The following is a 23,115-nucleotide window of genomic DNA, read 5'->3' as shown; positions in this document are numbered from 1 at the left end:
CGAGTCATGGACGCTGACGCCATCGAGGAGGGCCGCCGCCGCTGGCAGGCCCGGTACGACGCTTCACGCAAGCGTGAGGCCGACTTCACCACGCTCTCCGGAGACCCCGTGGAGCCGGCGTACGGGCCCCGGCCCGGTGACACGTACGACGGCTTCGAGCGGATCGGCTGGCCCGGGGAGTACCCCTTCACGCGCGGCCTGTACCCGACCGGCTACCGGGGGCGCACGTGGACCATCCGGCAGTTCGCCGGGTTCGGCAACGCCGAGCAGACCAACGAGCGCTACAAGATGATCCTGGCCAACGGCGGCGGGGGTCTGTCCGTGGCCTTCGACATGCCCACGCTGATGGGGCGCGACTCCGACGACCGGCACGCGCTGGGCGAGGTCGGGCACTGCGGGGTCGCCATCGACTCGGCCGCCGACATGGAGGTCCTGTTCAAGGACATCCCGCTGGGCGACGTCACGACCTCCATGACGATCAGCGGCCCGGCCGTCCCCGTCTTCTGCATGTACCTCGTCGCCGCCGAACGGCAGGGCGTCGACCCGGGCGTCCTCAACGGCACGCTCCAGACGGACATCTTCAAGGAGTACATCGCCCAGAAGGAGTGGCTCTTCCAGCCCGAGCCCCATCTGCGCCTCATCGGCGACCTGATGGAGTACTGCGCCTCCGGCATCCCCGCCTACAAGCCGCTGTCCGTCTCCGGCTACCACATCCGCGAGGCCGGGGCGACGGCCGCACAGGAGCTGGCTTACACGCTGGCGGACGGCTTCGGGTACGTGGAGCTGGGACTCAGCCGCGGTCTCGACGTGGACGTGTTCGCGCCCGGCCTGTCCTTCTTCTTCGACGCGCACGTCGACTTCTTCGAGGAGATCGCCAAGTTCCGCGCGGCGCGCAGGATCTGGGCGCGCTGGATGCGGGACGTCTACGGGGCGAAGTCCGAGAAGGCGCAGTGGCTGCGCTTCCACACCCAGACCGCGGGGGTCTCGCTGACCGCCCAGCAGCCCTACAACAACGTGGTGCGTACCGCCGTGGAGGCCCTCGCGGCGGTGCTCGGCGGGACCAACTCGCTGCACACGAACGCCCTGGACGAGACCCTCGCGCTGCCGAGCGAGCAGGCGGCGGAGATCGCGCTGCGCACCCAGCAGGTACTGATGGAGGAGACCGGTGTCGCCAACGTCGCGGATCCGCTGGGCGGTTCCTGGTACGTCGAGCAGCTGACGGACCGGATCGAGGCCGACGCCGAGAAGATCTTCGAGCAGATCAGGGAGCGGGGCCTGCGGGCCCACCCCGACGGGCGGCACCCGATCGGACCGGTCACCTCCGGGATCCTGCGCGGCATCGAGGACGGCTGGTTCACCGGGGAGATCGCGGAGTCGGCGTTCCGGTACCAACAGGCCGTGGAGAAGGGCGAGAAGCGGGTCGTCGGCGTCAACGCGCACCACGGGTCGGTGACCGGTGACCTGGAGATCCTGAGGGTCAGCCACGAGGTGGAGCGGGAGCAGGTACGGGCGCTGGGCGCACGCAAGGCCGCTCGGGACGACGCGGCGGTACGGGGCGCGCTCGCCGCCATGCTGGACGCCGCCCGTGACGGCTCCAACATGATCGGGCCGATGCTGGACGCCGTGCGGGCCGAGGCGACGCTCGGCGAGATCTGCGACGTACTGCGGGACGAGTGGGGGGTGTACACCGAGCCCCCCGGGTTCTAGGGGGCGTCGGCGCAAGCGGGGCGGGGGCGAGCCGGTGGCCCCCGCCCTCAGGCGTGTTCGCCGGGGACGTCCGCGGCCGGGCCGGTGGACGCGGTCAGGCCCAGGAGCAGCACCCGGGTGAAGCTGCGCACCCACTCCTCGTCCGCGGGTTCCGCGCTGACCAGGGTGCGGTGGACCACCGCACCCGCCACGACGTCGAAGATGAGGTCGACCGTGCGGGCGGCCTCGGCCGGGTCGGTCTGCGGGGGGAGCTCACCGCGCGCCTGGGCGCGGGCGCGGCCCTCCAGGACCAAATCCTTCTGCGGGTCGACGATGGAGGCCCGGATGCGCTCGCGCAGGGCGTCGTCGCGGGTGGACTCGGCGACGGCCGCCATCAGGCCGCTCTTGGCCTCCGGCCGGGCCAGGATCGCCGCGAACTGGAGGACCACGCCCTCGATGTCGGCGGCGAGGCTGCCCCGGTCGGGGAGTTCGAGTTCACCGAAGAGTTCCGCGACGGCGTCGACGACCAGTTCGTTCTTGCCGGCCCAGCGGCGGTAGAGAGTCGTCTTGGCGACCCCGGCGCGCGTCGCCACGTCCCCCAGCGTCAGCTTGGACCAGCCCAGCTCGACCAGCGCCTCCCTGGTCGCGGCCAGGATCGCGGTGTCCGCGGCGGCGCTGCGCGGACGGCCCGTACGGCACGCGGGGGTGCGGATCTGCATTCCCCGACCATAACCGGCGGTTTGTCATGGGCTTCCGTGAGGGAGATCACCGAGGCGTGGTGTTGCGGAGGCACCCCATGCCATTACGCTACGACTCGTAGCGAAAGCTCGCGCGGGACGTGCGCGGGCTGTCGCACCGGCAGGGTGCGGGGTGGGGACCCCGGCGCTCATGTTCGGAATGTTCGGGACGTATTCGGAACGCTTTTCACGCAGGCGCGCGGACGGGGGAGGATAGACCCATGCAGCCACGGAACATGTCCATGAGCGGAGTCGTCGACCTCGCCGCGGTGAAGGCGGCCCAGGAGGCCAAGGCGAAGGCGGAGCAGACGCGCGCCGAAACGGCACGGCAGGGCGGCGCGGGGGCCGTCTCCCCGGCCGATCTCGTCATCGACGTCGATGAGGCGGGCTTCGAGCGGGAGGTCCTCCAGCGGTCGGCCGAGGTGCCCGTCGTCATCGACTTCTGGGCCGAGTGGTGCCAGCCCTGCAAGCAGCTGAGCCCCGTCCTCGAGCGGCTCGCCGTCGAGTACGACGGCCGCTTCCTGCTCGCCAAGATCGATGTCGACGCCAACCAGATGCTGATGCAGCAGTTCGGGGTGCAGGGCATCCCGGCCGTCTTCGCGGTCGTCGCCGGGCAGGCGCTGCCGCTCTTCCAGGGGGCCGCCGGCGAGGCGCAGATCCGGCAGACCCTCGACCAGTTGGTCCAGGTCGCCGAGGAGCGGTTCGGGCTCACCGGCCTGACCGTCGACTCCGAGGCCGGACCGGTCGCCGCGGAGGCGGTCGCGGCCGAGCCCGTCGGACCGTACGACGCGCTGCTCGAGGCCGCCGTACGGGCGCTGGACGCCGGTGACTTCGGCGGCGCCGTGCAGGCGTACCGCAACGTCCTCGCCGACGACCCGGGCAACAGCGAGGCCAAGCTCGGGCTCGCGCAGGCCGAGTTGCTCCACCGGGTGGGCGGCATGGACCCGCAGCAGGTGCGCAAGGACGCCGCCGACCGGCCCGAGGACGCCGAGGCGCAGATCGCCGCCGCCGACCTGGATCTGGTGGGCGGTCATGTCGAGGACGCGTTCGGACGGCTCATCGACACCGTGCGGCGCACGGCCGGCGACGACCGGGACGCCGTACGGCTGCGGCTGGTCGAACTGTTCGAGGTGGTAGGGCCGGACGACCCCCGGGTCGCGGCGGCCCGGCGGGCGCTGGCGCGCGCCCTGTTCTGATCCGGGTTCCTGATCCGGCCGGAGCCGGGTTCTGACCAGTCACTAAACGTCAGAGCCCGTGGTGTCGGAGTGAAAGTTCCGTCGATGTGGTTCCCCTGCGGCCGCGCTTTACCAAATCTTGGTAATCGCGGCCGCTGTTACTGCAAGTAAGACTTGGGCGTTCTTCTGTCTGATTCTGTCCAGCGATCAACAGCTTTGTCCCGGACGCCGATGACACCCTGCGTTGCCGGTCGAGACCTATGGGTCGTTGTTCGGTTATCCCGCCGTTACTAGCGAGTAACGAACCCCCTTGTGCGGGCGGCGAGAATGCACCACGATCGGCCACGCTCGGTCCAATCCCGTACCCCGACAGCCGGTTGGGTCAACGGGTTTTCCTGGGTCCCCACCGAGTAGAGCCGCCGGCAGTGGAGTCGGCTCTTGGGCAGGGGGGTCTTCGCCACGGTGAAGCCTGTCCAGCAAGGTTGTGCGTGATGTGTGTCAGGCGCGACCCAGTGGTTGTCGCTCGGGGGTGATCGCCGGTGATCGGTGCGCGGTTCGCGCCTCCGAGACAGGCGCTCCCCTTCCCGAGGACGTAGCACTTCTCCCATCCCTGCCCGGCTGAGCCGCCGTACGAGGGGGCCAGTCAGGGTCAGGAGATGTACGTCCGAGAAGGAGGAAATATGGAGTCCCAGGTGCGTGGCGGGACCAGATGGAAGCGCTTCGCTGTGGTCATGGTGCCCAGCGTCGCCGCTACGGCATGTATAGGTGTCGCCCTCGCGCAGGGTGCACTGGCCGCGTCGTTCAGTGTGTCCGGCCAGTCGTTCAAGGTGAGCGCCGACAAGCTCGAAGGCACGGGCTTCTCGCAGTACGGCGCGATCGACTCGGGTTACACCCTCGACGGCAAGAAGACGGCTCACGCCGTCGCCGTCTCGGCGTTCAAGAGCGCCTCGATCACGAACATGTGCCAGTCCGTGGTCACCCCGAACATCCCGCTGCTCGGTTCCGTCAGCCTTCAGCTGAAGGCCGGCGGCAACGGTACGCCGGTCGAGGCCGAGAACCTCTACATCGACGTCGAGGACCTGAGCGCGGACGCCGTGTTCAGGGGCATCGACATCGGTGTGGCCGCCAAGGACGCCACCAAGGGTCCGGGCCTCAAGAGCGGTGACACGGCCAACCCGTACGGGTTCGCCCAGCAGGCGGACTCCGCCACGCTGACCGACGTGAAGCAGACGGCGTGGGCCACCACCGCCGGAACCTTCAAGCTCAGCGGCCTGAAGATGTCGCTGTCGACGGGTGTCAAGGAGTGCTACTAAGCACTCTCTGACGGGCGGGGGAGCCGGTGGCGCCCCCGCCCGTCCAGTCTGAAGCCCGCGGCTTCACCAGCAGTTCGACTCACCACCACAGAAACGCCGCACCAGGGAGCTGTTTTCCATGAGCGCCGAGACCCCTGTCGCCCCCGGCCAGTTCACCCGCCGGAGGCAGCAGTTCCGCGCCTGGCGGGGAACCAGGCCGTTCTGGGCGGGCCTGTTCGTCCTGATCGCCGGCTTCCCCATCGCCTACTTCCCCTACGCTCACCTCCAGGTGGGCCACCTGACTCTGGCGATGGCCACCACCGCGGGCGCGGGATCGCTGATCATCGGCGTCCTGCTGGGCGTTCTGGGCATCAGTCTGTGGTTCCAGAAGCACGTACAGGTCTTCGCGGGAGTCGCGGCGATCCTGCTCGGCCTGGTCTCCATCCCGGTCTCGAACCTCGGCGGCTTCCTCATCGGCTTCCTCTTCGCGCTGATCGGCGGGGCGATGGCCGTGTCCTGGGTGCCGGGCACGCCGCCCGCCCCGGTGCCGGCCCCCGGAGCCGACGTGAACGTCGGAGACGCTCCCGAGGGCACGTACCCCGCGGGTCCCGCCGACGCGGGCGACCTCACCGAGAACCCGTACAGCACCGGCCCGGCACCCTCCGAGAAGCCGTCCTTCACGAAGGACGAGCCCGGGGCGGGCGAACCGCACGATCTGCACGATCTGTCAGGAACGAGCCCGGCCAACGGGGCGAACGGGAGGCACAGTGCCGGCTGACGAGGTTTCCACCGGGAGCGATGTGGACGCTGCCCGCGTGAGAACCACCGGGCCGCGGCACGCGGCACCCAGAAAGCCGCTCTTCACCAGGTTCCACATGCCGGCCGGCAAGGCGATAGCCCTGGCGGCCATGCCGACCGCGGTCCTCATGGGGATGGGGTTCACGCCGACCCTCGCCAACGCCGAGGACCAGCCGGCGTCCAAGAGCCTCACCATCGACGAGTACAAGGACTGTGTGGCGGCCCTGGAGGGCGCGGACGCGTCCGCGTCGGCCTCCCCGTCGGCGTCCGCCTCGGCGAGCGCGAGCGAATCGGCCGACGACTCCAAGGACGACTCCAAGGACGACTCCAAGGACGAGTCCTCGGACGACTCGAAGGACACGTCGGGCGACACGGGTGACTCCGGTTCGTCGGATTCAGGTTCCGACGACACGGCCGAGCCCGCTCCCGCCGCGTCCTCCGCGGCCGCCGTGCCGGAGAAGTCGACGACGTCCGGTGACACCGCGACGGCCGACCCCTCGGCCTCCGAGACGGACAAGAACGTCCTGGAGACCATCGGCGACGCCATCACCGACCTCTTCGACGGCAACGGCTCCGACGCGACGGCCGGTTCGAGCCCGTCCCCGTCGGCCTCGGCCTCGGCGTCCGCCGACGACTCGTCGTCGGACTCCGGCTCGGGCTCCACGGACACCTCCGGCTCCGGCTCCGCCGGCGAGGACTCCTCCGGTACCGCCAAGGACGCCACCGACGCCGTCACCGACACGGCGAAGGACACCGTCAAGGACACCGCCGACAAGGCCGAGGACGCGGCGAAGGACACCGAGGAGGCCGCCGACGACGCCACGGCCTCGCCGAGCCCCTCGGAGAGCGCCACCACGGACGCCGACGACTGCCCCGCCGCCACGGACGACGAGGGCGGCATCGACAACAAGATCCGGCTGCCCGACGACCCCTGGTACCTCAACGCCAGTTCGCTGCTCCTCAAGGGCGCCGACTACCAGGGCGTCGTCAAGGTGAAGACCGCCAACGGCACGGTCAAGGAAGTGCTGAAGTACGTCATCTCCGACGGCACCGACATCGGCGACCTGCACCAGACGGTGAACGACAAGCAGTCCGGCAAGACGTACCACGTGCAGGCGGGTCAGGGCACGACGTCCACCATCCGTGACGGCGACACGATCATGTACACGGAGAGCATCTCCGGGAACCTGTTCGGCCTGATACCCATCACGTTCAGCCCGGCGAGCCCGCCGCCGCTGAACATCCCGCTGATCTACTTCACCAACGTGAAGGTCCAGCAGGCGGGCCAGCTCGGCGGCACGCTGACCGTTCCCGGCCTGCACCAGTACACGACCGGCTGAGCGGTACCGGCCGATCGTCCCCGAGCCCGTCCGGGAGCCGCGACAGACGCCGAGGGCGCCCCCTGAATCCTCAGGGGGCGCCCTCGGCGTCTGTCCTGGCCCGCTCGGCGGAGCGGGCCGCCCGCTCAGTCGCGGGACGCGCCACCGAGGTGGTGCACACGCAGCATGTTGGTGGTGCCGGCCACGCCGGGGGGCGAGCCGGCGGTGATGATGACGACCTCGCCCGGGCTGAACCGGTTGATCTTGGCGATCTGCTGGTCGACCATGTCGACCATCTCGTCGGTGGTGTTCACGAACGGCACGATGTGCGACTCGACGCCCCAGCTGAGCGCCAGCTGGTTGCGGGTGCCCTCGTCGGTGGTGAACGCGACGATCGGCTGGGCCGCGCGGTAGCGGGAGAGACGGCGGGCGGTGTCGCCGGACTGCGTGAAGGCCACCAGGGCCCGGCCGCCGAGGAAGTCGGCGATCTCGCAGGCGGCGCGAGCGATCGAACCACCCTGCGTGCGGGGCTTCTTGCCCGGCACGAGCGGCTGGAGACCCTTGCTGAGCAGCTCCTGCTCGGCCGCGGTGACGATCTTCGACATCGTCTTCACGGTCTCGATCGGGTAGGCGCCCACGCTCGACTCGGCGGACAGCATGACCGCGTCCGCGCCGTCCAGGATCGCGTTGGCCACGTCGGAGGCCTCGGCGCGGGTCGGACGGGAGTTGGTGATCATCGACTCCATCATCTGGGTCGCCACGATCACCGGCTTGGCGTTGCGGCGGCACAGCTCGATGAGGCGCTTCTGCACCATGGGGACCTTCTCGAGCGGGTACTCGACGGCCAGGTCGCCACGGGCCACCATGACGGCGTCGAACGCCGCGACGACGTCCTCCATGTTCTCCACGGCCTGCGGCTTCTCCACCTTGGCGATGACGGGGACCCGGCGGCCCTCCTCGTCCATCACCCGGTGGACGTCGGCCACGTCCTTGGCGTCCCGCACGAAGGACAGCGCGACCAGGTCGGCGCCCATCCGCAGCGCGAACCGCAGGTCGTCGATGTCCTTCTCGCTCAGCGCGGGCACGTTGACGGCCGCACCGGGCAGGTTGATGCCCTTGTGGTCGGAGATGACACCGCCCTCGATGACGATCGTCTTCACCCGCGGGCCCTCGACGTCCAGGACCTTCAGCTCGACGTTGCCGTCGTTGATGAGGATCTGGTCGCCGCGCGAGACGTCGCCCGGCAGACCCTTGTACGTCGTGCCGCAGATCGTCTTGTCGCCGGGGACGTCCTCGGCGGTGATGGTGAACTCGTCACCCCGCACCAGCTCGACGGGGCCTTCGGCGAAGGTCTCGAGGCGGATCTTCGGGCCCTGGAGGTCGGCGAGGACACCGATGGCCCGGCCGGTCTCCTTGGCGGCGGCCCGGACCCGGTCGTAGCGGCCCTGGTGCTCGGCGTGCGAGCCGTGGCTGAAGTTGAAGCGGGCCACGTTCATGCCGGCTTCGATCAGCGACACGAGCATTTCATGGGAGTCGACCGCGGGGCCGAGAGTACAGACGATTTTCGAACGGCGCATGGGGCGATCCTATCGGTTTGTTTCGCTACGGAATATTCCGTCTGGTGGAAGATACAAATGAGAGGCCTTGTGCTCAGTTGCTTTACTGCTCGGTTGCCCCGCGGCGGAGCCGCAAATGATTAGCGCTTCACCAGTGCGTAGGTCTGCGTGGCGATCTCCAGTTCCTCGTCCGTCGGCACCACGGCGACCGCGACCCGCGCGCCGGCGGGGGAGATCAGCCGCGGCTCGTCCCCGCGCACCGCGTTCAGCTCCTCGTCCACCGCCAGGCCCAGGGCGCCCAGGCCGGCGATGGCCGCCTCCCGTACCGGCGCCGCGTTCTCCCCGACCCCGGCGGTGAACGCCACCGCGTCCACGTGCCCGAGTACGGCGTAATAGGCGCCGATGTACTTCCTCAGCCGGTGAATGTAGATGTCGAAGGCGAGCTTCGCCCGCTCGTCGCCCTCGTCGATCCGGCGCCGGATCTCCCGCATGTCGTTGTCACCGCACAGCCCGACGAGCCCGCTCTTCTTGTTGAGAAGAGTGTCGATTTCGTCGATGGACATTCCACCAACTCGCGCCAAATGGAAGATGACGGCCGGATCCATGTCCCCGGAGCGCGTACCCATCACGAGCCCCTCCAAGGGCGTCAGCCCCATCGAGGTGTCCACGCACCGGCCCCTCTCGACGGCCGAGGCGGACGCCCCGTTGCCGAGGTGCAGCACGATGACGTTCACCTCTTCGGGTGTCCTGCCCAGCAGCTTCGCCGTCGCCCGGGAGACGTACGCGTGCGAGGTGCCGTGAAAGCCGTAGCGGCGCACGCGGTGCGCGTCGGCCGTCTCGACGTCGATCGCGTAGCGGGCCGCGGCCTCCGGCATCGTCGTGTGGAACGCGGTGTCGAAGACGGCGACCTGGGGCAGGTCCGGGCGCAGGGCCGTCGCGGTGCGGATACCGGTGAGGTTGGCCGGGTTGTGCAGCGGGGCGACCGGGATCAGCCGCTCGATCTCGGCGAGGACGGCGTCGTCGATCACGGTCGGCTCGGTGAAGTGCTTGCCGCCGTGCACCACCCGGTGTCCGATGGCGGCGAGCTCGGGGGAGTCGAGACCGAGGCCGTCCTTCGCGAGCTCCTCCGCGACGGCCTTCAGCGCGGCGTCGTGGTCGGCGATCGGCTCGGACCGCTCACGGCTCTCGCCGCCGGTCGCGAGGGGCGTGTGCCGGAGCCGGGAGGACTGCTCACCGATCCGCTCGACGAGCCCGCTCGCCAGCCGGCCGCTGTCCCGCATGTCGAGCAGCTGGTACTTGACCGACGAGGAGCCGGAGTTGAGGACGAGGACACGGCTGGCAGTCACTGCTGGGCAACCTTCTGGTCGGCGGTCGGGGACGGGGACGGCAGCGAGGACGGGGTCCCGGCCTCGTCCTGAGCCTGAGCCCGAGCCGGGTCCTGGACCTGGGTCTGGGCCTGGATCGCCGTGATGGCCACGGTGTTGACGATGTCCTGGACCAGGGCGCCCCGGGACAGGTCGTTGACCGGCTTGCGCAGCCCCTGGAGCACCGGCCCGACGGCGATCGCGCCGGCCGAACGCTGCACGGCCTTGTAGGTGTTGTTGCCCGTGTTGAGGTCCGGGAAGATCAACACGCTTGCCTGGCCCGCGACTTCGGAGCCCGGCAGCTTGGTCGCGGCCACGGTCGGCTCCACGGCGGCGTCGTACTGGATCGGCCCCTCGATCCGCAGGTCGGGGCGCCGCTCGCGGACGAGCTTCGTCGCCTCCCGCACCTTGTCGACGTCGGCGCCCGAGCCGGACGTACCGGTGGAGTACGACAGCATCGCGATCCGCGGCTCCACGCCGAACTGGGCGGCGGTCGCGGCCGCCTGGATGGCGATGTCGGCGAGCTGCTCCGCGTCGGGGTCGGGGTTCACGGCGCAGTCGCCGTACACGAGGACCTTGTCGGCGAGACACATGAAGAAGACGGACGAGACGATGTCCGCGTCCGGCTTGGTCTTGATGATCTCGAAGGCGGGCCGGATGGTGGCGGCCGTGGAGTGCACCGACCCGGAGACCATGCCGTCGGCGAGTCCCTCCTGGACCATGAGCGTCCCGAAGTAGTTCACGTCCGAGACGACGTCGTACGCCAGCTCGACCGTGACGCCCTTGTGGGCCCGCAGCCGGGCGTACTTCTCGGCGAAGGAGTCGCGCAGCTCCGAGGTGGCCGGGTCGATCAGCGAGCTGTCGCCGAGGTCGATGCCGAGGTCGGCGGCCTTCTTGCGGATCCGGTCGACCGGTCCGAGGAGCGTCAGGTCGCAGACGCCCCGGCGCAGCAGCACCTCGGCCGCGTGCAGCACGCGCTCCTCGGTCCCCTCCGGAAGGACGACCCGGCGCTTGTCGGCGCGGGCCTGTTCCAGGAGCTTGTGCTCGAACATCATCGGCGTGACCCGGTCGGTGCTCGGCGCGGAGACGCGCCCCAGCAGACCGCTCGTGTCCACATGCCGCTCGAACAGGCCCAGCGCGGTCTCGGCCTTGCGCGGGGTGGCCGCGTTCAGCTTGCCCTCGAGGGAGAACAACTGCTCGGCGACGGGGAAACTGTTGCCGGGTACCGAGACGACGGGCGTGCCGGGGGCGAGGCGGGCGGCGAGGGTCAGGATCTCGTCGGTCGGCACCTCGTCCAGGGTGAGCAGCAGACCGGCGATCGGCGGGGTGCCGGCGCTGTGCGCGGCCAGCGAGCCGATGACCAGGTCGGCCCGGTCCCCCGGAGTGACGACCAGGCAGCCCGGCGTCAGCGCGTTGAGGAAGTTCGGCAGCATCGCCCCGCCGAAGACGAAGTCGAGGGCGTCACGGGCCAGCCCGGAGTCGTCGCCGAGGAGCACCCTCGCGCCCAGCGCGTGGCTGATCTGCGCGACGGTCGGCGCGGCGAGGGCGGGCTCGTCGGGCAGCACGTAACAGGGCACGGGCAGCCGGGTCGCGAGCCGGCCGGCGATCTCCTCCCGATCGTCCGGGGCCACCCTGTTGCTCACCATCGCGAGGACGTCGCAGCCGAGGGCCTCGTACGCCCGGTAGGCGTTGCGGGTCTCGGCGAGCACGGACTCCACCGTCTGCCTGCGGCCGCCGACGACCGGGATCACGGACGCGCCGAACTCGTTCGCGAGGCGCGCGTTGAGGGCGAGTTCGTCCGGGAACTGGGTGTCGGCGTAGTCGGTCCCCAGGACGAGGACGACGTCGTAGGCGCGGGCGACGCGGTGGAACCGGTCGACCAGGGTGGAGACCAGTTCGTCCGTCCCCTGCTCCGCCTGGAGGGCGGACGCCTCGTGGTAGTCCATGCCGTAGACGGTGGCCGGATCCTGCGCCAGCCGGTAGCGCGCACGCAACAGCTCGAAGAGCCGGTCGGGCCCGTCGTGGACGAGGGGACGGAACACGCCCACCCGGTCGACCTGCCGCGTCAGGAGCTCCATGACTCCCAGCTCGACGACCTGACGGCCGTCGCCGCGATCGATTCCGGTCACGTACACGCTGCGGGTCACGCGAGCTCTCCGTCTCTCTCCGGGGCACGGGGCGGGGGGCACAAAAATCGCCCACCTAGGTGAGCAGATCCCTCTTGACAATACCTCCGGCCGTAGTTAAGGCGCCCGTCAAGAGACAGCCCGCTCGGCGGCGTGAAACAATCGAACCTGGCTCACCGGTACCAACAGCGAGCAGGAGACACAGCACGATGCGCATCGGAGTTCTCACCGCAGGTGGCGACTGCCCCGGCCTGAACGCAGTGATCCGGTCGGTCGTGCACCGCGCCGTCGACAATTACGGCGACGAGGTGATCGGCTTCGAGGACGGCTACGCGGGTCTGCTGGACGGCCGTTACCGCAGCCTCGACCTCAACGCGGTGAGCGGCATCCTGGCCCGCGGTGGCACGATTCTCGGCTCGTCCCGCCTGGAGCGCGACCGGCTGCGCGAGGCCTGCGAGAGCGCCTCCGACATGATCCACGACTTCGGCATCGACGCGCTGATCCCGATCGGCGGCGAGGGCACGCTCACGGCGGCGCGGATGCTGTCCGACGCCGGCCTGCCGGTCGTGGGCGTCCCGAAGACGATCGACAACGACATCTCGTCGACGGACCGCACCTTCGGCTTCGACACGGCGGTGGGCGTCGCCACCGAGGCGATGGACCGCCTGAAGACCACGGCGGAGTCCCACCAGCGGGTGATGGTGGTCGAGGTCATGGGACGCCACGCGGGCTGGATCGCGCTGGAGTCCGGCATGGCCGCGGGCGCGCACGGGATCTGCCTGCCGGAGCGCCCCTTCGACCCCGCCGACCTGGTCAAGATGGTCGAGGAGCGGTTCTCGCGCGGCAAGAAGTTCGCGGTGATCTGCGTCGCGGAAGGCGCGCACCCGGCCGACGGCACCATGAACTACAGCAAGGGCGCGATCGACCAGTTCGGTCACGAGCGCTTCCAGGGCATCGGCACGGCGCTGGCCTACGAGCTGGAGACGCGGCTCGGCAAGGAGGCCCGACCGGTCATTCTCGGCCACGTCCAGCGTGGCGGTGTCCCGACGGCGTACGACCGTGTCCTCGCGACCCGCTTCGGCTGGCACGCGGTGGAGGCGGCGCACCGCGGCCAGTTCGGGCGGATGACGGCCCTGCGGGGCACGGACGTGGTGATGGTGCCGCTGGCGGAGGCGGTGACCGAGCTGAAGACGGTGCCGAAGGACCGGATCGTCGAGGCGGAGTCGGTCTTCTAGAGGGTCCTGTCGTTCAGGCGGAGCCGTCGTCCAGGCGATCGCGGCGATCAGACCGTCTCGTCGTCCAGGCGGTCCCGTCGATCAGGCGGCGCGGTTCCCGAGGCTTGTCCAGAAGGTGTCGACGATCCGGTCGAGGAAGTCCCGGCCGGCGTCGCTCGCCTCTCCGGCCGCGCCGCCGCCGCCCCAGCTCAGCGTGGCGACCATCTGCCCCTGGTAGTCCTGGTGCAGCTCCTGGAGGGTCCCCTCCAGGAGACGCCGGTCCAGGGGCACGATCCTGCCCACGGGGCCGACGTACGCCTGCCAGCGGGTGCGGGCGGCGGTGCGCAGCAGGTCCGCCAGCCTGGCCTCCAGGCCGGTGACGGTGACCAGGTCGGGCAGCGAGAGGCCGAGCAGCTCGGCGAGGGCCGCGGCCTGCCGCTCGGTGCCGCGCCACTGTCCGCTCTCCTCCATCCGCGTGTACGCCGGGAACTCGTGGCCCACGGCCCGCGCGACGTCCTCGGGGGCGAGGCCCCGGGCGACGCGGTGTTCGCGCAGGGTCCGCGGCCTGCCGATCAGCTCACCCGGGGAACACCACAACACGCCCGCGAGAGCGGTGAGTTCGGGATGCGTGGGGGTGAGTTCGCCGCGTTCCCAGGAGATGACGAGGTCGGGGGTGGCGTGCGGCAGGGCGTACGAGGAGCGCAGCCCGTGGGCGACGTGGACCGGGGTCATGCCGAGCGCCGCGCGGAGCCTGCGGGCGGCGGGAGCGTCGAAGGGGGGACCTGGCTGACGGGTGTGGGCTGGGGGTCTGGGCACGGGGACAAGCTAGGGGGTGGTGGACGCGGTGACTACCGGGTGTTCGGACATAGCCACCGACTGTAGGAACCTACGGTGGTGACCGGTCGGTCAGTAACAGGTGCCTCGGCAACCGGTGGTCGGCGACCGGCCGGCGTGCGCGGACGTCACTTTCCGCGGGCCGCCCGTACCCACCGGTACACCAGTTCCGGCCTGCCCACCTGCCCGTACAGCGGCTTCCGCTCGGCCCGGCCCGCCTCCACCAGGTGCTCCAGATACCGGCGGGCCGTGATGCGGGAGATGCCCACCGTCTCGGCGACCCCGGCCGCGGTCAGCCCCTGCTCCGCCTCCCGTACGGCCTCCGTGACCCGCTCCAGCGTGGGTGCGCTCAGCCCCTTGGGCAGCGCGGCGGGCCCCGGCGCCCGCAGTGTCGCCAGCGCCCGGTCGACCTCGTCCTGACCGCTCGCCTCGCCCGCGGCCCCACGGAACTCGGCGTACCGCACCAGCCGGTCGCGCAGCGTGGCGAAGGTGAAGGGCTTCAGCACGTACTGCACGACCCCCAGCGAGACGCCCTCCCGCACGACCGTCAGGTCCCGCGCCGACGTCACCGCTATCACGTCCGCGTGATATCCCGCCGCCCGCAGCGAGCGGGCCAGCTGCAGCCCGTGCGCGTCGGGCAGGTGCAGGTCCAGCAGCAGCAGGTCGACCGGCGTGCGGTCCAGCAGGCGCCGCGCCTCCGCGCCGGTGTGCGCCTTGCCGACCGCGACGAACCCCGGCACCCGGCCCACGTACATCACATGGGCGTCCGCGGCGACCGGATCGTCCTCCACGATCAGCACTCTGATCGGCTCTTCGCTCGTCATGGCCTGCCTCCGGACCCCGTGACGGACCCGGCGGTACCCGGGGCGGAACCGCCGCCGCCGGACGTGGCCGCGGCCGGCAGCGGCAGGCGTACCAGGAACTCCGCTCCGCCGCCCGCGGCCTCCGCCACCGACAGCGTCCCGTCGTGCCGCTGGACCGCCTGGCGGACCAGCGCCAGCCCGAGGCCGCGCCCGCCCGGCCCGGCGGGTTTCGTCGAGAAGCCGCGTTCGAAGACCAGGGAGGCGTGCGCGGGATCCACACCCGCTCCCGTGTCCGCCACCCGCAGCAGCAGCTCGGTGCTCTCGGTGGCGGCGGTCACCGTCACCCGCGCCCGGGTGCTTCCCTGGGCCGCGTCCACCGCGTTGTCGATCAGGTTGCCCAGGATCGTCACCAGGTCCCTGGCGGGGAGCGACTCCGGCAGCAGGCCGTCGTCCAGGGTGCTCTCCTGCGACACGACCAGTTCCACGCCCCGCTCGTTGGCCTGGGCCGTCTTGCCGAGCAGCAGGGCCGCGAGCACCGGCTCGCTGACGGCGGCGACCACCTGGTCGGTCAGCGCCTGGGCCAGTTCCAGCTCCGCCGTCGCGAAGTCCACCGCCTCCTCGGCCCGGCCCAGCTCGATCAGCGACACCACGGTGTGCAGCCGGTTCGCCGCCTCGTGGGCCTGCGAGCGCAGCGCCTGGGTGAAGCCGCGCTCGGAGTCCAACTCGCCCATCAAGGACTGGAGTTCGGTCACATCGCGCAGGGTGACCACGGTGCCCCGGCGCTCGCCGCCCGACACCGGGGAGGTGTTCACCACCAGCACCCGGTCCGCTGTCAGATGCACCTCGTCCACCCGGGGCTCCGAGGAGAGCAGCACACCCGTCAGCGGGGCCGGCAGACCCAGTTCCGCCACCGACATGCCCACCACCTCTCCCGAGACGCCCAGCAGCTCCCGGCCCCCGTCGTTGATCAGCGCCACCTTGTACTGTCCGTCCAGCATCAGCAACCCCTCCCGCACCGCGTGCAGGGCGGCCTGGTGGTAGTCGTGCATATGGCTCAGCTCGGTCGCGTTCATGCCGTGGGTGTGGCGGCGCAGGGACGCGTTGATCACGTACGTGCCGATCGCGCCGAGGGCGAGCGCGCCGACGGCCACCGCGAACAGGGCCGTCACCTGGTCCTGCACCCGCTTGCTGATCGACTCGACCTTGATGCCCGCGCTGACCAGGCCGATGATCGTGCCGTCGTCCTCGATCGGGGTGACCGCGCGGACGGACGCGCCGAGGGTGCCGGTGTAGGTCTCGGTGAAGGTGTCGCCCTTCAGCGCCGCCGCCGTGTTGCCGCGGAAGCGCCGGCCGATCTGGGTCTCGTCCGGGTGGGTCCAGCGGATGCCCTCCGGGTCCATGATCGTGACGAAGTCGACCTCGGTGTCCTTCATGACCCGCAGCGCGTACGGCTGGAGCTCGGCGGTGGGCCGGGGGGTCCGGATCGCCGCCCGTACGGAGGGGGAGTCGGCGACCGAGCGGGCCACGGCCGTGGCCTGGCGGCCCGCGGCCTCCTCGGCCTGGCCGCGGTCGCTGACGTACGTGAACAGCGCGTATCCCGCGACGAGCACCGCTATCAGCACCGCCTGCATGGCGAAGAGCTGGCCGGCGAGGCTGCGGGGTCTCGGCAGGGCGGGGATGCGCATGCCGTCAGTGTGCCCCCGGGGTTGAGCGTGAACTAAATGAACGGAAGGGTGACCGCCCTCACAGGGCGGGAGATAGTCACGGCAATCCCCCATACACCCCGGTCGTGAGCCGCACGCCGGTGATGCCGACGAAGACGTCAAGGAGGGCAGCCGTGGCCGCCAGCAGCACCCCCGATACGGCACCTGCCGCACCCGCGATCAAGCGGGACCGCACCCACTATCTGTACATCGCGGTGATCGTCGCGGTCGCCATCGGCATCGCCGTGGGCCTCGCCGCCCCCGACTTCGCCGTCGAGCTGAAGCCCATCGGGACCGGCTTCGTCAACCTGATCAAGATGATGATCTCGCCGATCATCTTCTGCACGATCGTGCTGGGCATCGGCTCCGTGCGCAAGGCCGCCAAGGTCGGCGCCGTCGGCGGTATCGCCCTCGGCTACTTCATGGTCATGTCGCTGGTCGCCCTCGGGATCGGCCTCGTCGTCGGCAACATCCTGGAGCCGGGCACCGGCCTCGCCATCACGGACGCCGTGAAGGAGACCGGGCAGGCGCAGGTCTCGCCGGAGGCCAAGGACACCACCGAGTTCCTGCTCGGCATCATCCCCACCACGATCGTCTCCGCCTTCACCGAGGGCGAGGTCCTCCAGACCCTCCTCATCGCCCTGCTCTGCGGCTTCGCGCTCCAGGCCATGGGCAAGGCCGGTCAGCCGGTACTGCGCGGTGTCGAGCACATCCAGCGCCTCGTCTTCCGCGTCCTCGCGATGGTGATGTGGGCCGCCCCGATCGGCGCCTTCGGCGCCATGGCCGCGGTCGTCGGTTCGTCGGGCGTGGACGCGCTCAAGAGCCTCGCCGTGCTGATGCTCGGCTTCTACGCCACCTGTTTCCTCTTCGTCTTCATCGTGCTCGGCGCGCTGCTGAAGATCGTCTCGGGTCTGAACATCCTCTCCCTGTTCAAGTACCTGGCCCGGGAGTTCCTGCTGATCCTGTCCACCTCCTCCTCCGAGTCCGCGCTGCCGCGGCTCATCGCGAAGATGGAACACCTGGGGGTCAGCAAGCCCGTCGTCGGCATCACCGTCCCGACCGGCTACTCCTTCAACCTCGACGGCACCATGATCTACATGACCATGGCGTCCCTGTTCATCGCCGACGCCATGGGGACGCCGATGTCGCTCGGCGAGCAGATCCCGCTGCTGCTCTTCCTGTTCGTCGCCTCCAAGGGCGCGGCCGGTGTCACCGGCGCCGGTATGGCGACCCTGGCCGGCGGTCTCCAGTCGCACAAGCCCGCCCTGGTGGACGGCATCGGCCTCATCGTCGGTATCGACCGCTTCATGAGCGAGGCCCGCGCCCTCACCAACTTCGCCGGCAACGCCGTCGCCACGGTGCTGATCGGCACCTGGACGAAGGAGATCGACAAGCCGCGCGTGCAGCTGGTGCTCGCCGGCGGGCTGCCCTTCGACGAGAAGACCCTGCTCGACGAGGACGGCGACGGCGTCGAGACCGTCCCGGCGGACGTGCCCGAGCAGCGCGAGGGCGGCGAGAAGGAACTCGCCAAGGCCTGAGCCCTCCCCGACTCCGGGTGTCCGGCCCCGCCTGAACCGGGGCCGGACACCCGGTCACCACCCCACCGTCTCCGGGCGGCCGAGCACTCCCCCGTGGCTCGGCCGCCCGGTCTGTGTCTCACGCCGGTCCACCCGCCCGAGGGTCTCGGCGGCCGCGCGCGGCAGCCACCGCCGGGCGTTGCCGAAGGTGAATCCGAGCCGGGTGGCGCGGGTGTTGTCCATGCCGTAGAAGCGGCGGAAGGAGAGTGGGGAGACCTCGCCGACCTCGACCTCCCGGAACACCGTCCGGCCCCCGGGGAGGTGTGCGGCCACCGCCTCGCACAGTTCGCGCGTGGTCAGCGTCCCGTGCGAGGCCGCGTTGACCGGGCCGGTGAAGTCCTGGCCCACCGTCCAGAACAGGAAGTCGGCGACCTCCTCGACATGGATGTACGTCGCCGGACGGTTCGCCGTCGGCACGGTGATCGGTTCACCCGCGCGGATCCGGGAGGCGTAGTGCTCCAGCCGTCCCGTGAAGTCGTCGGCCCCGCCGAGTACATGGGCGACCCGGACGGCCACGTGGGGGAACACGGGCTCCGCCGCGAACACCGCCTCCGCCTGCCGCTTGCCCTCGCCGTAGTGCGAGTCGAGGAACTCCGGATCGTCCCAGGGGAGTTCGAGATCGACCCGCACGTCCAGCGGATCGACGTCCCGCTCCCGCACGGAGGCGACGGAGTCCTCGTACTCGTACACCTCCACCGTCGACGTCAGCACGTAACGCCCGGTCCGGCCGGCGAACACCCGGCGGGCGGTCGCCGCCTGGCGCGGGGTGTAGCAGACCTGGTCGACGACGACGTCGAAGACGCGGGAACCGAGCGCCGCGTTCAGGGCCGTCTCGTCGTCGCGGTCGGCGATCAGGTGGAGCGCGCCCGGGGGCGGCGCGGAGGAGCCGCGGTTCAGTACCGTCACCCGGTCCCCGGCGGCCAGCAGGCGGGCGATCAGCCGCTTGCCGAAATACCGGTTGCCGCCGATGACCAATACCTCGCGCGCATTTCCCCGCCTGGGCGCCGTCTTTCCGGCCGGCGTCTTCGCGGCCGCCGTTTCCCCGGATGCGGACTCTCCCGCCGCCACCTCCCGGGCCTTTACCTCCCGTGTCATTTGCATGACCATGATTCTCCCGGCGTACGAGCGTGTCCTGAAGGGGTAACCATGGGAGTTCCGGCCGTCGCACCGAAAGAACCGCGGGATTCGCGGGCCGCCGCCGACGGAACATCGGTGGCCTTCGACGCGGTGGACCGGCAGATCCTGGAACTGCTCCAGACCGACGGCCGGATGAAGCTCAGCGAGCTGGGGCGGCGGGTGCGGCTGAGTCCGGCGGCGGTGACGGAGCGGGTGCGGCGGCTGGAGGCCGCCGGGGTCATCAGCGGCTACGGCGCGCACGTCAGTCCCGCGCGGCTCGGCTACGGAATCCAGGCGTTCATCCGGGTCGACCCGCACGGCGGCTACAACCTGAAGCACCCGAGGACCCTGGAGCTGATCGGGCGCCCCGAGATCACCGAGGTCCACCACGTGGTGGGGGAGGACTGCTGGATCCTCAAGGTCGCCGTCCGGGACACCGTCCACCTGGAGGGCGTCCTCGAGGCGGTCTCCGCGCTCGGGCGCACCACGACGTCGATCGTGCTCACCTCGCCGGTCGAACGCAAACCGCTCTTGCCTTGACGTGGGCGTCAAGCCTTACGTTCGTAGGCATGCGCATCGGCGAGCTGGCCGCACGGGCCGGGACCACCACCCGGACGCTGCGGTACTACGAGTCGCGCGGGCTGCTGCCCGCACGGCGGGGCGACAACGGGTACCGGACGTACGACGAGAGTGATCTGCGGCTGTTGCGGCAGATCAGGACGCTCCAGGACTTCGGGTTCGACCTGGAGGAGACCCGGCCCTTCGTGGAGTGTCTGCGGGCCGGGCACCCGCAGGGCGACTCGTGCCCGGCGTCGCTCACGGTCTACCGGCGCAAGCTGGACGAGCTGGACGCGCTCATCGGGGAGCTGCGGGCGGTACGGGAGACGGTCGCCGGGCAGCTCGCGCGGGCCGAGCTGGCGCGCGACGAGCTGGCCGCCGAGGCGCGGGTTCCGGGGGGTCCGGAGCCCGAGTGCGAGCTGGGAGGGCAGTAACGGTGATCAAGGCGGATGGTGTGGCCGAGGTGACGGACGCGGACTTCGGGGCGGAGGTGCTCGGGGCGGATCTGCCGGTGCTGGTGGAGTTCACCGCCGACTGGTGTCCGCCGTGCCGGCAGATGGGGCCGGTGCTCACCGCGCTCGCCGCGGAGGAGGGCGAGCGGCTGAAGGTGGTGCAGCTGAACGTGGACACCAACCCGGAGACCACCAACGCCTACCGGGTGCTGTCGATGCCGACCTTCATGGTGTTCCGGGCCGGTGAGCCCGTGAAGTCGATGGTGGGCGCCCGGCCCAAGCGCCGGCTGCTGGCGGAGCTGGACGAGGTCCTGTGAGACCCCGGCGAGGAGCCGCCGGGCCGAACTGACGGGCCGGGGCGTCCCCCCCCTCTACGGAGAAATCCCCCGAGCAATTGCGCTCGGGGGATTTCTCTGCGTATATTCGATGATTCGCGACTTCGGTGAACGAGGTCGCAAAGAGGCTCAGTGAGCACAGCATATGCGGGCGGGAGTGGAATTGTCAAACGCCGACTTTCCGGATAGTGAATTGCGCTGCGAGCAGGAATTCATCGACGACCTGTACGCGAGAGTGGACGCCCTGCGCGGTCACACCGAGGGCGCCGTCACCGACGCGCTGGCCCAGGGCAACACGCCCATGCAGGCCCGGCTCGAGCGGGACATCCTGGTCGCCGAGCGCTCCGGGCTGCTCGCCGCGCTGAACGCGGTGGACGGCTCCCTCTGCTTCGGCCGCATCGACCTCACCTCCGGCACCGACCACCACATCGGACGCATCGGCCTGCGCGCCGAGGACGCCGAGCGCACCCCGGTCCTCATCGACTGGCGCGCCGACGTCGCCCGCCCCTTCTACCTCGCCACCGGCCACACCCCGATGGGACTGCGCAGGCGCCGACACCTCACCACCGAGGGCCGCCGGGTCACCGCCCTGCACGACGAGATCCTCGACATCGGCGACGTCACCCGCACCGGCCACGAGGACCCGACCGGCGACGCCGTCCTGCTCGCCGCGATCAACTCCGCGCGCACCGGCCGGATGAGCGACATCGTGCAGACCATCCAGGCCGAACAGGACGAGATCATCCGGGCGCCCCACCGAGGGGTGCTGGTGGTCGAGGGCGGCCCCGGCACCGGCAAGACGGCCGTCGCCCTGCACCGCGCCGCCTACCTCCTCTACGAACACCGGGAACTGCTCGCCAAGCGGGCCGTCCTGATCGTCGGCCCCAACCCCGCCTTCCTCGGCTACATCGGTGAGGTGCTGCCCTCGCTGGGCGAGACCGGTGTGCTGCTGGCGACGGTCGGCGAACTCTTCCCGGGCGTGCGGGCGACGGCGACCGACACCCGCGCGGCGGCGGCCGTGAAGGGCCGCGCCGACATGGCCGACGTCCTCGCCGACGTCGTACGCGACTGGCAGGCGCTGCCCGATCCCGTGATCGCGATCGGCCACGACCGCGAGATCCTGATGCTGGACGACGGCCTGGTCAACGTGGCCCGTGAGCGCACCCGGGCCGCCCGGCTGCCGCACAACGCGGCCCGCGAGATCTTCGAGGGCCACATCCTCAACGCGCTCACCGACATGCTCGCCGAACGCATCGGCACCGATCCCTACGACGGAACGAACCTCCTCGACCCGAGCGACGTCACCCAGATCCGCGACGAACTGGCCGAGAACCCCGAGGTCTGGGCCGCCATCGACCAGTTGTGGCCGCGCCTGACCCCGCAGCGCCTGCTGGCCGACTTCCTCGCCGACCCCGTGGGGTACGTCTCCGACGACGACGCGGCCGCCATCCGCCGCCCGGTGACACGGGCCTGGACCGTGGCGGACGTACCGCTGCTCGACGAGGCGGCCGAACTGCTCGGTGAGGACGACCGGGTGGCACGGGCCCGCGCGGACCGCGAGCGGGAGACCCAGGTCGCCTACGCGCAGGGCGTCCTGGACGTCTCGTACGCCTCGCGCACCTACGAGTTCGAGGACAAGCACGAGGAGGACTCCGAGGTCCTGTCCGCGCACGACATCATCGACGCCGAACGCTTCGCCGAACGCCATGTGGAGGACGACCACCGCAGCGCCGCCGAACGCGCGGCCGCCGACCGCACCTGGGCGTTCGGGCACATCATCGTCGACGAGGCGCAGGAACTGTCGCCGATGGCCTGGCGGCTGCTGATGCGGCGCAGCCCGACCCGCTCGATGACCCTGGTCGGCGACCCGGCGCAGACCGCCGAGGCGGCCGGCGTCGGCTCCTGGGCCGGCATCCTCCAGCCGTACGTGGAGGACCGTTGGGCGCACACCCGGCTCGGCGTCAACTACCGCACCCCGGCCGAGATCATGGACGTCGCCGCCGCGGTGGTCCGCGCGGAGCACCCCGGCTTCGAGCCGCCGAGTTCGGTGCGGTCGACCGGTGTACGTCCATGGGCGCGCGCCACCGACGATCTCCCCGGCGCCGTCGCCGACGCGGTCGGCGAGATGACCCCGGCCGAGGGCCGGCTCGCCGTCATCGCCCCGCGCGACCTGCACCGGAAACTGGCGGCGCGGCTGGACGGGGTGACGGCGGGCGCCGAGCCGGACCTCACCCGGAACGTCGTGCTGCTCGACCCGCGCCAGTCCAAGGGCCTGGAGTTCGACTCCGTGCTGGTGGTGGAGCCCTCGCGGTACGGCACCAGTGACCTGTACGTGGCGCTGACCCGGGCGACGCAGCGGCTCGGGGTGCTGCACGCCAGGCCGCTGCCGAAGGCGCTGGCGGCGGTCCTCGGGGGACACCCGGCGTAACGCGGGACGCCGGGGCGGTATCGGGCGGGGGCCGTGATCACC

At 70.8% G+C, this 23,115-nt stretch carries 19 protein-coding genes; 11 read left to right on the top strand and 8 right to left on the bottom strand.

Going from position 1 to position 23,115, the window contains the following annotated elements:
- Positions 1-6 precede the first annotated feature (6 nt).
- Positions 7-1,707 (top strand): methylmalonyl-CoA mutase, encoded by a 1,701-nt coding sequence (locus OG440_RS11175; RefSeq protein ID WP_406006695.1) that lies wholly within the window; start codon positions 7-9, stop codon positions 1,705-1,707.
- Positions 1,708-1,754: 47 nt separating this feature from the next.
- Here the strand turns inward: OG440_RS11175 and OG440_RS11170 are convergent, their stop codons facing one another.
- On the bottom strand, positions 1,755-2,405 hold the full coding sequence (locus tag OG440_RS11170) for a TetR/AcrR family transcriptional regulator (RefSeq protein WP_406006694.1): 651 nt from the start codon (positions 2,403-2,405) through the stop codon (positions 1,755-1,757).
- Positions 2,406-2,644: 239 nt separating this feature from the next.
- Here OG440_RS11170 and OG440_RS11165 point away from each other — a divergent pair, with 239 nt between their 5' ends.
- The 4 genes from OG440_RS11165 to OG440_RS11150 all read left to right on the top strand — a co-directional run bounded on the left by OG440_RS11165 (position 2,645) and on the right by OG440_RS11150 (position 7,028).
- Entirely contained in the window at positions 2,645-3,619 is a 975-nt protein-coding gene (locus tag OG440_RS11165) for a tetratricopeptide repeat protein (RefSeq protein ID WP_406006693.1), read from the top strand.
- A gap of 659 nt (positions 3,620-4,278) precedes the next feature.
- A complete protein-coding gene (locus OG440_RS11160; protein ID WP_406006692.1) occupies positions 4,279-4,911 on the top strand; it encodes a DUF6230 family protein in 633 nt (210 codons plus the stop codon).
- Between the two features lie 118 nt (positions 4,912-5,029).
- Positions 5,030-5,668 (top strand): DUF6114 domain-containing protein, encoded by a 639-nt coding sequence (locus OG440_RS11155; protein ID WP_406006691.1) that lies wholly within the window; start codon positions 5,030-5,032, stop codon positions 5,666-5,668.
- Positions 5,658-7,028, top strand: coding sequence for a hypothetical protein (locus OG440_RS11150; protein WP_406006690.1), 1,371 nt, complete (start codon positions 5,658-5,660; stop codon positions 7,026-7,028). The genes OG440_RS11155 and OG440_RS11150 overlap by 11 nt, the downstream gene beginning before the upstream one ends.
- Positions 7,029-7,153: 125 nt before the next feature.
- Here OG440_RS11150 and pyk read toward each other — a convergent pair whose 3' ends face one another.
- The 3 genes from pyk to pta form a co-directional block, all read right to left on the bottom strand.
- On the bottom strand, positions 7,154-8,584 hold the full coding sequence (gene pyk, locus OG440_RS11145; protein ID WP_406006689.1) for a pyruvate kinase: 1,431 nt from the start codon (positions 8,582-8,584) through the stop codon (positions 7,154-7,156).
- A 119-nt stretch (positions 8,585-8,703) separates the two neighbouring features.
- Positions 8,704-9,909, bottom strand: coding sequence for an acetate kinase (locus tag OG440_RS11140; protein ID WP_406006688.1), 1,206 nt, complete (start codon positions 9,907-9,909; stop codon positions 8,704-8,706).
- On the bottom strand, positions 9,906-12,074 hold the full coding sequence (gene pta / locus OG440_RS11135) for a phosphate acetyltransferase (RefSeq protein ID WP_406006687.1): 2,169 nt from the start codon (positions 12,072-12,074) through the stop codon (positions 9,906-9,908). Before pta ends, OG440_RS11140 begins: the two co-directional genes overlap by 4 nt.
- A gap of 188 nt (positions 12,075-12,262) precedes the next feature.
- Between pta and OG440_RS11130 the strand changes: the two genes are divergently transcribed.
- Positions 12,263-13,288: an ATP-dependent 6-phosphofructokinase gene (locus tag OG440_RS11130; RefSeq protein WP_406006686.1), complete on the top strand. Its 1,026-nt coding sequence runs from the start codon at positions 12,263-12,265 to the stop codon at positions 13,286-13,288.
- An 81-nt stretch (positions 13,289-13,369) separates the two neighbouring features.
- On the opposite strand, the gene OG440_RS11125 is transcribed toward OG440_RS11130, so the two are convergent.
- The 3 genes from OG440_RS11125 to OG440_RS11115 form a co-directional block, all read right to left on the bottom strand.
- On the bottom strand, positions 13,370-14,083 hold the full coding sequence (locus OG440_RS11125) for a helix-turn-helix domain-containing protein (RefSeq protein ID WP_406006685.1): 714 nt from the start codon (positions 14,081-14,083) through the stop codon (positions 13,370-13,372).
- Positions 14,084-14,229: 146 nt separating this feature from the next.
- Positions 14,230-14,925, bottom strand: coding sequence for a response regulator (locus tag OG440_RS11120; protein ID WP_406006684.1), 696 nt, complete (start codon positions 14,923-14,925; stop codon positions 14,230-14,232).
- The gene (locus OG440_RS11115; protein ID WP_406006683.1) at positions 14,922-16,589 is read right to left on the bottom strand and encodes an ATP-binding protein; all 1,668 of its coding nucleotides are present in this window, start codon (positions 16,587-16,589) and stop codon (positions 14,922-14,924) included. Before OG440_RS11115 ends, OG440_RS11120 begins: the two co-directional genes overlap by 4 nt.
- A 122-nt stretch (positions 16,590-16,711) precedes the next feature.
- On the opposite strand from OG440_RS11115, the gene OG440_RS11110 reads away from it, so the two are divergent.
- Positions 16,712-18,145: a cation:dicarboxylate symporter family transporter gene (locus tag OG440_RS11110; RefSeq protein WP_406011315.1), complete on the top strand. Its 1,434-nt coding sequence runs from the start codon at positions 16,712-16,714 to the stop codon at positions 18,143-18,145.
- 54 nt (positions 18,146-18,199) lie between these two features.
- On the opposite strand, the gene OG440_RS11105 is transcribed toward OG440_RS11110, so the two are convergent.
- Positions 18,200-19,279, bottom strand: coding sequence for an NAD-dependent epimerase/dehydratase family protein (locus OG440_RS11105; protein ID WP_406006682.1), 1,080 nt, complete (start codon positions 19,277-19,279; stop codon positions 18,200-18,202).
- 51 nt (positions 19,280-19,330) lie between these two features.
- Between OG440_RS11105 and OG440_RS11100 the strand changes: the two genes are divergently transcribed.
- The 4 genes from OG440_RS11100 to OG440_RS11085 all read left to right on the top strand — a co-directional run bounded on the left by OG440_RS11100 (position 19,331) and on the right by OG440_RS11085 (position 23,073).
- Positions 19,331-19,840 (top strand): Lrp/AsnC family transcriptional regulator, encoded by a 510-nt coding sequence (locus OG440_RS11100; RefSeq protein ID WP_406006681.1) that lies wholly within the window; start codon positions 19,331-19,333, stop codon positions 19,838-19,840.
- A gap of 29 nt (positions 19,841-19,869) precedes the next feature.
- A complete protein-coding gene (locus tag OG440_RS11095; RefSeq protein ID WP_406006680.1) occupies positions 19,870-20,292 on the top strand; it encodes a MerR family transcriptional regulator in 423 nt (140 codons plus the stop codon).
- A 2-nt stretch (positions 20,293-20,294) separates the two neighbouring features.
- Complete coding sequence (locus tag OG440_RS11090; RefSeq protein WP_406006679.1) at positions 20,295-20,627, top strand: thioredoxin family protein; 333 nt, start codon at positions 20,295-20,297, stop codon at positions 20,625-20,627.
- Between the two features lie 211 nt (positions 20,628-20,838).
- A complete protein-coding gene (locus OG440_RS11085; protein WP_406006678.1) occupies positions 20,839-23,073 on the top strand; it encodes a HelD family protein in 2,235 nt (744 codons plus the stop codon).
- Positions 23,074-23,115 lie beyond the last annotated feature (42 nt).

It is taken from the genome of Streptomyces sp. NBC_00637, from assembly GCF_045161545.1.
Classification (GTDB): Bacteria; Actinomycetota; Actinomycetes; order Streptomycetales; family Streptomycetaceae; genus Streptomyces.
This window is presented reverse-complemented; position numbering and strand designations above follow the sequence as displayed.